General features: G+C 44.3%; 12 protein-coding genes. 1 reads left to right on the forward strand and 11 read right to left on the reverse strand.

Features of this window, described 5'->3' with window-relative positions:
* Positions 1–2,032: HYR domain-containing protein (locus tag DDT91_RS19555; RefSeq protein WP_187177889.1), on the forward strand; the 2,032-nt coding region annotated here is incomplete at its 5' end.
* Positions 2,033–2,440: 408 nt separating this feature from the next.
* On the opposite strand, the gene DDT91_RS19560 is transcribed toward DDT91_RS19555, so the two are convergent.
* The 11 genes from DDT91_RS19560 to DDT91_RS19610 form a co-directional block, all read right to left on the reverse strand.
* Positions 2,441–3,991 (reverse strand): glycoside hydrolase family 99-like domain-containing protein, encoded by a 1,551-nt coding sequence (locus DDT91_RS19560; RefSeq protein WP_187177890.1) that lies wholly within the window; start codon positions 3,989–3,991, stop codon positions 2,441–2,443.
* 76 nt (positions 3,992–4,067) lie between these two features.
* Positions 4,068–4,616: a GNAT family N-acetyltransferase gene (locus tag DDT91_RS19565; protein WP_187177891.1), complete on the reverse strand. Its 549-nt coding sequence runs from the start codon at positions 4,614–4,616 to the stop codon at positions 4,068–4,070.
* 155 nt (positions 4,617–4,771) lie between these two features.
* On the reverse strand, positions 4,772–5,065 hold the full coding sequence (locus DDT91_RS19570) for a phosphoribosylpyrophosphate synthetase (RefSeq protein ID WP_187177892.1): 294 nt from the start codon (positions 5,063–5,065) through the stop codon (positions 4,772–4,774).
* Positions 5,066–5,407: 342 nt separating this feature from the next.
* Complete coding sequence (locus DDT91_RS19575) at positions 5,408–6,370, reverse strand: transketolase family protein (protein WP_187177893.1); 963 nt, start codon at positions 6,368–6,370, stop codon at positions 5,408–5,410.
* A 24-nt stretch (positions 6,371–6,394) separates the two neighbouring features.
* Positions 6,395–7,246 carry a transketolase gene (locus tag DDT91_RS19580; protein WP_187177894.1) on the reverse strand — a complete coding sequence of 284 codons (852 nt, stop codon included), beginning with the start codon at positions 7,244–7,246 and terminating at the stop codon, positions 6,395–6,397.
* Between the two features lie 9 nt (positions 7,247–7,255).
* Positions 7,256–7,705, reverse strand: coding sequence for a thioredoxin-dependent thiol peroxidase (gene bcp / locus DDT91_RS19585; protein WP_187177895.1), 450 nt, complete (start codon positions 7,703–7,705; stop codon positions 7,256–7,258).
* Positions 7,706–7,735: 30 nt separating this feature from the next.
* A complete protein-coding gene (locus DDT91_RS19590; protein ID WP_255502202.1) occupies positions 7,736–9,613 on the reverse strand; it encodes a M23 family metallopeptidase in 1,878 nt (625 codons plus the stop codon).
* Positions 9,600–10,211: a fumarylacetoacetate hydrolase family protein gene (locus DDT91_RS19595; RefSeq protein ID WP_187177897.1), complete on the reverse strand. Its 612-nt coding sequence runs from the start codon at positions 10,209–10,211 to the stop codon at positions 9,600–9,602. The genes DDT91_RS19590 and DDT91_RS19595 overlap by 14 nt, the downstream gene beginning before the upstream one ends.
* Positions 10,212–10,318: 107 nt before the next feature.
* A complete protein-coding gene (locus DDT91_RS19600; protein WP_187177898.1) occupies positions 10,319–10,990 on the reverse strand; it encodes a hypothetical protein in 672 nt (223 codons plus the stop codon).
* A gap of 1 nt (position 10,991) precedes the next feature.
* On the reverse strand, positions 10,992–11,672 hold the full coding sequence (locus tag DDT91_RS19605; RefSeq protein WP_187177899.1) for a hypothetical protein: 681 nt from the start codon (positions 11,670–11,672) through the stop codon (positions 10,992–10,994).
* 119 nt (positions 11,673–11,791) lie between these two features.
* Positions 11,792–12,484, reverse strand: coding sequence for an SGNH/GDSL hydrolase family protein (locus DDT91_RS19610; protein WP_187177900.1), 693 nt, complete (start codon positions 12,482–12,484; stop codon positions 11,792–11,794).
* Positions 12,485–12,486: the final 2 nt, after the last annotated feature.

Here is a 12,486-nt window from a genome sequence, read left to right on the forward strand (position 1 = left end):
GGCGACTCAGGATGTGATTGTCAAGGATATTGAGAAACCATCTGTTATTGGCCTTCCATCAAACATTGTAGTATCCAATGACAAGGGCGTCTGTGGAGCTTTGGTAAGCTGGACAGCTCCAACTTCAAGTGATAACTGTTCCGGAAGTACTATTGAACAAACAGCAGGTCCTGCAAGCGGCTCGGTCTTCCCAGTTGGAGAGACTACGGTGACTTATACTGCGACCGATGCTTCCGGCAACACATATTCAGCAAGCTTCACTGTAACGGTGAATGACACGGAGGATCCGATGATTGAGGGAATGCCTGCAAATATCAGCGTAAGCAGTGATGCAGATAAGTGCGGAGCTATTGTAACTTGGACTGCACCAACAGCAAAAGACAACTGTGAGGTCAAAACCTTTACAACCAGTCATGCACCGGGAAGTCTGTTCCCAATTGGAACGACCACTGTGACTTACACTGCAGAGGATATTCATGGAAATGTGCAAACCTCAAGCTTTGATGTGACGGTGACCAATAACGCTCCTTCGAATCTGGTGATCACAGCTCCAATAATTCCTCAAGCAATTGGTACTGTTGTCGATGTCAGCGCAACCTTTGTGGATGAGAATATCAGATATGCTACATGGACTGCATTTGACGGTAATACTGTAACAAAGAGTGAAAGAATAGATGCCACAGGCGCATCAACTGCTTACTCATTTACTAGTCTTCCTGCCGGGGTTTATACCATCATACTGGAGGTTGAGGATCACTGTGGTTTGAAGGCCAGCCAGCAATTTGAATTTGTGACTGTCTATGATCCAAACGGTGGGTTTGTGACCGGTGGCGGTTGGATTTACTCCAAGCCAGGGGATTTGAGAACAAATCCAATTGCTGAGGGTAGAGCAAACTTTGGATTTGTAGCCAAATACAAAACCGGTAAAAATCTGGTGGATCAAGTGGAAGGAAATACCAACTTCCAGTTTAAGGAAGGAGATTTCCACTTCAAGAGTACATCTCACGAAAGCATGTCTCTTGTCATCTCAGGAGCAAAAGCTACCTACAGAGGTGTGGGTACAGTCAATGGATTAGGTTCTCATAAATTCATGGTAACCGCAATTGACGGCGACCTAAGAGGAGAGCTAGACAAGTTTAGAATCAGAGTTTGGGCTAATGGCTCCTCAAGTGATGTCATCTATGACAATGAGTACAGTTTGGCCGAAAATGCTGAAGCAACAACTCTGTTGGGCGGTGGATCAATTGTAATCCATAAGCCTGCCACTAAAGGCAACAAACGAGTAAGCACCGAACTGATTACTGTGGCATGGAACACTCCGGTGGAAACCATCAAGAAGCAGGTGGATCAGATGAGCCTCACTTGGTTTGAAAGCAGAAAGCTGCCAATGACCTTGGATGCCAGCAACTACGATCCGTTGACTCCTGGATTCTATGAGTTGAAAGCGGATCTGATGGACAATGAGTTCTTTGCTCTGGATGAGCCGATCTCTATTCAAGTGCTGGTTCAGGATAAGCCAAAAGCTTTGGATATCCTTGTAGATAACAGCAAACTGACTACGGATCTCAAAGCCGGCGATGTGCTTGGAACCCTGAGAACGATCGATCCGGTGGATAATATCCATACCTATGGAATCGGGGATCATCCTGATCTCACCATGGATGGTGACAAGCTGATCTGGAAAGGAACCACAGTTCCTGCACAGTTGAGAGTGACGGTATTCAGCACAGACCGAGCAGGTCAGACGATCAGTAGAGAAATCAGCCTGAGCAGAGAATTGAAGCCGGGAGAATTCTTCCTGTATCCAAACCCTGCACAGCGTGAGACCAACGTGATGGTAGACCTGGACAGAGAAGCTACCGTAGCGATCAGAATCTATGATGCAGTGGGCCGAATGGTGGTGGAAAATGAGGCATACCGAGAGGGCAGCTTCACCCAAACCTTTAACTTGGACGGCCTTGCCGCAGGCTTCTATACCGTTCAGGTGAAAGTAGGTGACATGGTGATGACCAAGCGACTGATCAAAAGGTAATCACTGAGGTTGTATGATAAATCAAAAATCCCGCTTCGTCATGAGGCGGGATTTTTTTTCTGAAAGTCTCAAAAAAAACAGAAGATTGGATTAGACCTGTCAGGTTTTCAAAACCTGACAGGTGTTTTTACAATTTCATGGCTGTGGGTGAACCCCTCAATTCATCTAAGCTTTGTAAGTCACATGCTAACAGATAAAACGGTTTTTAGCGATAAAGAAAGGAAGCCACAAATGGAATGGACTCCAAAAAGTTAAACTTTATCTTTCTGTGTTCTCAAAAGAGATTTCTCACCCCAATTACCTCAGGAATACATTCAAAGAATGGATTTCCAAAAACAAGTTCCCGGTGTTTCCTGTGGTTTAAGTCCTCTGAGTTCACGGCGACTTAGCGGTGAATAAACCTGTAAATCAATTCCCAAAAACCTCCTTGATCGCTTCCAGGTAGCTGAATCCATGTCCTTCGGTAGGCTCGATATAGTTGCCTTCCAAGTATTCATTCCAACAGCAAATCATCACAGTATTGCCGTTGGTGGCGCGGTATTTTTGGGAGATGGCTTGAGCTTCTTTGAGCTTGGCAGTAAACGAAGTCTTGTCGCTATGGACCAGGTCTTTGTAGGGCTCTGAAGGAAATCCGCTTGTTTGAGGCCAAGTTCCACCCGCAGGTCTCATATCCCAACCCATGGCCACAGGAACTTGATATTCAAAATCGGGATCATTTTTAAACTGCTCCGACCATCGATTCCAATGTCTTCGGTAGGTTTCCCGCATGTCGGCATAGGAACGGTTGTCTTTTTCCATATAGTTGTGGTACACATAAGCAGTCATTCCTTCGAATCCCATTCCTTTGAGTCTGGGGACATATTCCTGCAAAAGCTGACGTTTTTGGTAAGTACCGCCCTCCCAAGGACGATTGGGATTTTTGGCTCTCCAAAGAGTGGGAAGTCCATACATGCGTTCACGCTCCAGCATGGGACCTGCCATCACTGCGATAAATTTGATTCCGGGCAATCCGGCTTTTTTGGCTGTGGCCTGAGAAAGCTCCAGTAAATCGTTCATCTTCAGGCCATAGGAGGCAGCTCTTGATTCTGTATCTTGGGGAAAATAAAAGTACACCACGGGTCTGCCATCGGCTTCTTTCAGATAATCCTCCCTGCTGAAATATTGATCAATCCAGAGTTGGGTGATTTTTTCGTGAACCTTCAGGTAGAGCGCCTTGTCAGGCTTTTCCCCGGGATAATTCGCATTTCGGGCCAATTCCTCAGGCGAACCCACTTTCAGCCACAGCATCCAGCGTTCGTGGCTATCGTCGCACCAGTTGATGGCAAATTTTAACTGCTCCTCTTTGGGTAGCTTGGCATTTTCTGCCAAAAGCACCTCCAACTGATCACCCCATTCCACCAGTCCGGGGACAGCTACCCGGCCGTCCCGATTGGGGTCGATTGTCCAACCTTGAGGATAATAGATTTTTGACTGAGGGCCAAAATACAGGTGATAATAGTAATGTCTTCCAAAAAACCAATCGTATGCAAAAAAATCTATCCCGTAGCTTTTCATGTATTGAAGTTGCTTGCGAGCCACCTCGGGGTCAGTTCGGGAGTAAAAACCCTTAAGTTCAGCAATCGGTTTCCTATTCAGATAAGGACCTTCGTAAGGATATCGGGAATTATAAATTCTTCCCTTTGGCCCCCAGGTTCCTGTATTTTGAAGGTTGGCACAATCCGCAGGATTTTGAAGGCAAGACCAAAAGCTATCCCGGTCCACATTTGGATCAGGGGAAGTATTCCAGGAAGGCATAAAATAAACGCCCACCTGTTCTTCCGAGTTATTGAAATCTTGATCGATAGAAAAAGAAAGTGGTCCAGCGTGCTGTAGATTTTGAGGTTTAGACTCAGTTCGTGTACAAGAGCTCTGAACGCAGGTCAAAACCACCAACAGACTAATCAACAAAAAGCTTTTCATTCTTTTTAAAATTTAGAGTATTTACCAAGGTAAGGTTTGGGATAAAAACGAGGAGAAGTCAATCTATCATCAGAAATCAGATCAGATTTTTTCTCAATATCTGAATATTCCGATATTCCGGGATCATCTGCTCAAAATCCAAGGTATAAGTCAGCACGTGCTCAAACCCGTTTTTTTCATAAAAGCGCTTGGCCTGAGGCTGACATTCCATGGCCTCGAGCCAAATAGAATCCAGCTTATTTTCTTTGGCCACTTGTTCGCAATGCTGCATCAGAAGAGGAGCTAGGCCTTTTCCGTGAGCTTTGGGATGCAGGTAAAGCCGGTGAAGTTTCATGGCATTGGGGATTTCGATTTCTCGCGGAGAGAAGGGAAAGTCATATTTTAAAATACCGATTTTTTCGCCTTGCAATTCCACAAAGAAATAGTGACTTCTACTTCGGGAAAGTTCTTTCAAAACCGTTTCTGGACGATAAATCAAATCCACATACCAATCTCCCTCGTCATACCAGATATATCGGTAACTCGCCCGGTAGACTTCATCCATTAGCCTGTAAAGTGTAGGTTGGTCCTGAGGATGAATCGGGTTTAAGACCAAATTCATGGAAGAGTCAAGAATGGTTTTCATGGCCTAAAAATAGAGAAGAGATGGGGAATTCTTGAATGCTGGCCTTCTGTTGTCCTGCTTTTCTGAAAGCAGGACTGATTGTAAATAGAGAATCCTGCTTCTGGAGAAGCAGGATATCTTAGGGTTGTTTTTTCATTCAAACAAAACAGGGAAAACTACCGCAGCTTGTCCACCATTTCCTCGGTGATTTCATCGGCATACACACCATAGGAATTGACAAGGACGCCCTTTAATTCGCCATCCAAGGATGAGATCGCATACAAAATGGCTTCGTCTGAGGGATTCGTATTGCCTTCAAAACGGAAGGTTTTGTCTACTTCAAACTGGTGGGGAAGGAGGCAAACATCTCCGCAAATCAAACTGTCAAAGCGAATATTGAAGTCTTCTGTATACCCCTCTTTTCGGAGTTTTTCCAAAGTTTCGACGAGTGTAGGTTCGAAGTTTTCCATGGCTAAATTGAATTTGGTGCAGTAGATGAAGTTACAATTTTTTAGCCAGAGGAATGACCTTTGGGGTTTTCAAAACCCCGAAGATCTTTGATTCAGAAAAAAACTTCGATTACGGCACGGAGCACTCAAAAGTTATCTCCGTCGTTTTCCTGCTTTTCCGAAAACAGGACTTGTAAAAAAAAATCCTGCTTCTCCAGAAGCAGGATGACAGTCACTTCATTGATAAGCCTATGTGTCTCTTGGTGTTCTTCGTGGTAAAAAAGAAAAAACCTTCGAGTACACTAAGGCGCACTCAAAGGTCAGTAAAGATTCAAACCTTCGAGGTTTGGAAAACCTCAAAGGTTATTTACGTGCCAAAGCTCTTTTCGCAGCCTTCACAATATTTTCAGCATTTAAGCCGTATTTCTCCAGCAATTGGGTTGGGGTTCCTGACTCACCGAAGCTGTCGTTTACACCCACATACTCTAATGGCGCAGGATTGTGACGAATCAAAGTTTGAGCAATGCTGTCACCCAAACCACCATTGATCTGATGCTCTTCGGCGGATACCGCACAGCCGGTCTTTTTCACTGATTCCAAGATCGCTTCTTCATCCAAAGGTTTGATCGTATGGATATTGATTACCTCGGCATGGATACCTTCCTGGCGTAGCATGGCTTCTGCCACTACGGCTTCCCATACAAGGTGTCCGGTAGCAAAGATGGTCACATCTTTGCCATCGATCATTTTCCATGCTTTTCCGATCTCAAACTTCTGATCTGCGGGAGTGAAGATTGGCCAGCTTGGGCGTCCAAATCTTAAGTAAACAGGCCCTTCGTGCTCTGCAATCGCCAAGGTCGCTGCCTTGGTCTGATTGTAATCACAAGGGTTGATCACTGTCATGTGAGGCAGCATTTTCATCATCCCTAAGTCCTCCAGAATCTGGTGGGTAGCACCGTCTTCTCCAAGCGTCAAACCTGCGTGTGATGCACAGATTTTTACGTTTTTATCGGAATAGGCCACGGATTGACGGATTTGGTCATAGACTCGGCCGGTGGCAAAATTGGCAAAAGTGCCTGCAAATGGGATTTTACCTCCGATGGCCATACCAGCTGCCAAGCCGATCATATTCGCTTCTGCAATTCCAGTTTGGAAAAAACGATCAGGAAATTCTTTTTGGAAGTCGCCCATTTTTAGGGATCCAATTAAGTCAGCGCAAAGGCCCACTACATTGGGATTTCTTCTTCCTGCTTCGAGGAAGCCGTCACCGAAACCGGAACGGGTATCTTTTTTTTCTGTATAGGTAAATTTTAAGTCTAAGCTCATCTTCGTGTCTTTTGGGATGGGAAATCAATAATCACCGAGGGTTTCTTCCAATTGACCCAAGGCCTTGGCCAATTGCTCGTCGTTGGGAGGTGAACCGTGCCACTTGTGTGTACCTACCATGAAGTCCACACCGTAGCCCATTTCGGTGTAGAGCAAGTTCATCACCGGCTTTCCTTTTCCGGTCAACGACTTCGCCAATTCCAAACCTTCGATGACAGACTTAAGGTCATTCCCGTTTTTCGTCTCGATGACTTCCCAGCCAAAAGCTTCCCATTTGGCTTTCAGATTTTTCAGGTCCATGACTTTGGTAGTCGGACCATCGATCTGCTGACCATTGTAATCTACCGTAGCAATCAAATTGTCCACTCCATAATGTGCTGCATACATGGCTGCTTCCCATACTTGACCTTCCTGTAACTCACCGTCTCCCATCAAGAGGTACACAAGCTTGTCATCTCCATTGAGTTTTTTGGCTTGAGCGGTACCTATTGCTACCGAAAGACCTTGACCCAGGGAACCGGAAGCTACTCGAATACCCGGAAGGTGCTCGTGGGTGGCAGGGTGACCCTGAAGTCTGGAGTTCAGTTTACGGAAGGTTTTCAGTTCTTCAACCGGGAAATAGCCACTTCTTGCCAAGACCGAATACCATCCGGCAGATAAGTGACCATTGGAAAGGAAGAAAAGGTCTTCACCTTTTCCATCCATCTGAAAATCCGGATTGTGATGAAGCTGATCAAAGTACAGTGCGACGAAAAATTCAGCACAACCCAGGGGAGCACCCGGGTGCCCTGACTGAACGGCATGTACCATTCTCAGCACATCTCTTCGCAGCTGTGTGCAGATTTTTTGGAGTTCTTCAATTGATTGTTTTTTCATTAGCTAGGTTTACTTTAGGATTTGAGCAGTATGGTTTTTGGTATCGACTTTCTCGATAATTTCGGCAATTTTCCCCTGCTCATCGATCACAAAGGTGGTTCTGGCAGTTCCCATATACTTACGGCCATACATGGATTTTTCAACCCAAGTGCCAAAAGCCTCATGAACCTTGAGATCTGTATCCGCGATCAAAGGAAAGGGGAGGTTTTGCTTTTCTATAAATTTCTTGTGCGATTTTTCATCATCCGAGCTGATTCCCAAAACTACGTAGCCGGCTTTTAATAATGCATCGTAGTTGTCCCTCAGGTTACAAGCTTGAGCGGTGCAACCCGGAGTGGCGTCTTTGGGATAAAAGTAAAGGATTACTTTTTTACCTCTGTAGTCGGAAAGCTTGATAGTAGCTCCGGTTTCAATTTTTGCTTCGAATTCAGGTGCCAATTGGCCTACTTCTAGTGACATTGTGTTGTTGATTTAAGAATGGAACAAGAATTAAGTGATGGTACCCCGCCACTCGGCCACATTTCCCGCCATGTCGGTTACCTTGAGTAAAACTGAACCTTTGAGCGGTTGTTCATTCAAAGTTTCGGACCAAATTACCGCCTGCTTATGCTCGTATCTCATCAAGACCCATTCTCCGTTGACCAACGCTTCAAAACTTTTAATTCCAGAAAGATTGTCTTTGATGGTAAATCTCATGCCCTGAGCGTTGACCCGAATGGGAGTGATGGTCGGCTTTACATTGTCCTCAGCCAAAACAAAACTACCAAAATTTCTGGTTTTGAATCGGATTTGACCTTCCATCCACTCTCCGCCTACGAAACTTCTCGCTCCATTGGCAGCTCGCTGATACACATGGGTTTTGGATTTGTCCCCAGTGTAGCCATTCACATCCCAAGTGACTTCAAGTGGGTTCCATAGGTACTCGGTAGTTTCCTGTAGTCGTAGCACGGGAGCGTTTGACGGACCTGAGTGCGATACCCTTAGATACAAATCTTCCAAAAGGCTGTTTTCTTCGGTTTTGATCCTAAGCTTATCTGTAGCATGCAAGTGCTCTTTTCCCACCGGAAAATGGCCAATGATTTCGGGAATGTACACTTCTGAACACAGGTCAATTTTCTTCGGGATTCCAAATCTCAGGTCCCAAAGGTAGGTTCGACTCTGGGCATCCTGATAGGCAGGCAAAATCTCATAGATCTGATTTCCAATGAAGTACTGCGCTAATCCTCCTTTGTCACTTTGCTTGACCTTAATTTTCATGATGTTTTTGAAATAGGTCACCTGAGGGGAAGCTGGTGCAGGCCCGTCGGCAAGGGTAGAATCCAAGTCAGCACCAGTCAGGGTTAGATTGACCAGTCTGGAATTATTGTAAGCATCCAAGAGACGAATCTGCACATTCTTTTTCTGACCTGCTTCTACCTGAAAGGCACCGGTTCCCGGAGTGTTTGGAGTAAAGAAGTCAAACTTTAAATCTGGCTGATGATAAAGCCGAGTGAATCGGTTTTGATGGGTGTGCAATAAAAAATGCCGGGTGTAATTGAAGTCCACCTTATTGATCAACAAGGTGTAAAGGAGGCCGTTTTCGTCGGAAACCTCAAACCTCGGGAAGCCATTTTGGTTTTCTGCGCCGTCGAGTTTGTCATAGCTCTGAATTTCAAGTCCCACTTTTCCCGTCACTCGAATCGTCTCTGGGATGCGGTAACTAGCCCCACTAAGTACAGGTGTAAGTTCAATACGTTGAAATTTGCCATTCACTCGGCTGTCGATTTCTAATGGGACGATGGCGATTTTTTGTGGAGTGGGAGGGATGTTGTCCAGGATTTCAGAGAAGCCAGCCAACAACGGATCCATGGCCCGATCCAAACTGTCACGTATCTCAAAATGAAGGTGGGGTCCACCAGAGCTACCCGTATTCCCTCCGTTGGCGATCAGTTCACCTTTTTTTACGGGCAATTCTCCCGGTTCAGGATAGAGTTCGAGTTCGTTTTGCTTGTTCTCGTACATTTTTTTCTTCATCCAGGCGTGAAGCTTGGGATTGAAGTTTCTCAAATGACCATAAAGCGTAATGTGACCGCTCGGATGTTTGAGGTAGATCACATTGCCATAGCCAAAAGAGGAAATCTTGATCCGATGAACCCATCCGTCTGCCACAGCATAAATCGGTTCCCCTTCTACTCCTCCAAACTTGTAATCCAGTCCCGTATGGAAGTGATTGGGACGGAGTTCGGAGAAGTTTCCGGAAAGGTAATTTCTGCCGCCCGGCTTGACGGGAGAGCGGAAATAGCCTTTTTGGATTTCTTGGGCATAAATCTCCGAGAAAAAGAAAAGACCAAAAAGAAAGAGTAGAGTGGAAAGCTTACTTGACTTCAAAATCCAACATTTTTTCATTTCCGATAAAACCTGTAAGGTGATCTCCGATTTTTACGGGACCTACCCCTGCCGGAGTTCCGGTATAGATCAAATCTCCTTTTTTCAGGGTGAAAAATTGGGAAACGTAGGCGATGATGGTGGCAAAGTCAAACAGCATGAGGCTGGTATTTCCTTTTTGCTTGAGCTCCCCGTTGATTTCCAGATGAAAGTCGATGTCTTTCAGATCTGTAAAATCAGAAACTGGCTTGAAGTCACCAATCGGTGCCGAACCATTGAATGCTTTGGCAATTTCCCAAGGAAGACCTTTTGCCTTGCATTGATCTTGGAGATCGCGGGCCGTAAAGTCGATACCTAGGCCGATTTCTTCAAAATAGCGATGCGCAAATTGAGGCTGAATGTATTTTCCTTCCTTGGAAACTTTGAGAACTAGTTCGACTTCGTGATGGATATTATCGGAGAAATCCGGATGAAAAAAAGGTGCCCCACCTTTCAACAAAGCGGTATCCGGTTTAAGAAATACGACTGGTTTTCCGGGTTTTTCGTTTTTGAGTTCTTCGATATGAGCGGCGTAGTTGCGGCCGATGCAGATGATCTTCATAGGTTTTTGGCGCTTTTCTGGGCTGTAAAATCGGATTCGATTTCCAGTCGTGAAAATAAGGATATCCTTTACAAAAAGCGGTCAAAAAGGTCGCATAAAAGAGATTTTTACTCGGATTTCTGGAAGCGGACAAGGAGATTCCCCTGGGCATCAAATAATTCCAAAAATCCATCAGGCCTTACTTTATATTCTGTCGCTTGAGACAATAGTGATAAAGGACTTGGGCCAGTTGGTTTAGGGTCCCAAGGGGCAGGCTTTCCGCAAGGAAATAATCCTGAAATCGGGTTAGTAAACAGTTGGATTTTCTTTTCACCAACTTCTCCGAGTGAACTTTCGATCATAAAACAGCTGGGCATGCTTGAAATTCTGGAATACTTGGAAATATTCAATTCAAAAGATCCAAGAACTTGAGTTGGAATACTCATCCATTTTCCATGAAGTCTGTAAGTGTAATCTTTTTGTTTTTGGATGATGGATTTCAATACAAAGCCCCTTCCCTGATTTTTGTTTTTATCCCGAACCTCCAATTGGTAAAAGTATCCTTCTTCAAAATCAAACCCTTTTATCTCAAAATCTTGCTCCATCCTTCTCCAGGATTTTGGTAGATAGTTTAACTCAAGTGAATCAGAAATAAGAAAGAAAACGCCTTCCTCCACATAACTGTAGATAGGTCCGTTTAGCTTGTAAGGATATATCCAAATCAATTTTGAAGGTCCTTCAAAAACCTCACACGAAGTGAAAAGGAGTGCAACTACTAGGGTATAGAAAAATCTTTTCATATCAATTCATTTTTTCCCAAATGGCGTATTCTCCTACTGAATCATCATAAAAAATTAGAAGATTTCCTTCTCTTTTAAAATTTCTAGTCCATGGAAAAGGAATGACCAGTTTTCTTCCTCCACAATCCATTGCAGTTGTTCTCAAATATCCTGTGGACAATATTTTGTTTTGCTCTATCTTTTTTAGTTGAACTTCAATTTGATTACAGCCATCTGTGGATAGGGCGAATCGGATACCCGGTATAATTCCTACGCTTTGGCCATTGGGAAAGCTTGGGTTTGGTAAGTCTTCGCCCTTGTACCTCTTTACTTTCCAGCTTCCCTCCAAAAGGTCATAATAGTCTCTTTCCTCTTCGATCACCCGAACCAGTTTTCTTTTGATTTCCCTTGTTTTTGAATCTTCAAACTTCAAGACTTGAAGCTTTTGGATATAGTTGGGTTTGAAAGTGTATCCCTCGATTTTTGAAGGGATCCATTCAAAAGTCGTCACATCGAAATCCAATTCTTCTGAATAAGTAATACCCAAACAAGGTGCAGCAGCGGTTGAATTTGGATCGCAAGGAAAAGTATAACTGTACACCCAAAAAACCTCAGACTCTCCTTTTGGCTTTTCTTCTTCTGAACAAGCCAAGAGAAGAAAAAAGCCTAAAAATGAAAAATATCGGGGGTATGCGTTTCTCATTCCTTTGTCTGTTCACTTATGATAAACTTATTCAATCCAGACAAATTTGACTTCCCACAAAATGCAAAATCCGAGATTTTCTTTCTCGGATTTTGCAAAATTGGATCATTTGAGAACTACTAGAATTTCATTTTTTTGACTTTTTCCAGGACTTTTTCCGTCCATCTTGCATATACCAGTCCGGAAGGATGAAGTTGGTCTTCGACCACCATGTCAGGCTGTGCTCCGATTTTTCTGTAATCTTTCGTGATTTCCACAAATGCGACGCCATATCGATCACAAATGGTCTTTTTCGCGGCATTATATGCATCTATTTCACGCGCAACTTTGGCCTGATCAGTATTTCGATTGATTGCAAACGGTGTTACTCCCCAATCGGGAATGGAAATGACCACTACATGATCTTTTTGCATTCTGGCAAAATCAAGGGCCCGCTTCAGCATAGCTTCAAAGTCTTTTTCATAATCCGCCACTGGTCTTCCCCGGTATTGGTTGTTTACTCCGATCAGGAGGGTAACCAGATCGTATCCCTGTTCGTCGGTTTGGCTGGAATTGATTCCCGCATCGAGTTCGTCCACAGTCCAGCCGGTCTTTGCAATGATTTGTGGAGTGCTGAATTCATATTTTCCTGATTTATTCAAGGCCTCCACCAACTGAACCGGGTATCGGTCTTTTTCAGGGACTCCTTCGCCAATGGTGTAGCTATCGCCCAAGGCTAGGTAGCTAAGGGTTCTTTTTTGGGCTAAAGATTCTTTTGAAATGCTCATGAAGAAAATTAAAACTGAAAGGCTGGATAGGATAGTTTTTAGCATAA

The organism is Algoriphagus sp. AK58, assembly GCF_014324365.1.
Lineage (GTDB): Bacteria > Bacteroidota > Bacteroidia > Cytophagales > Cyclobacteriaceae > Algoriphagus.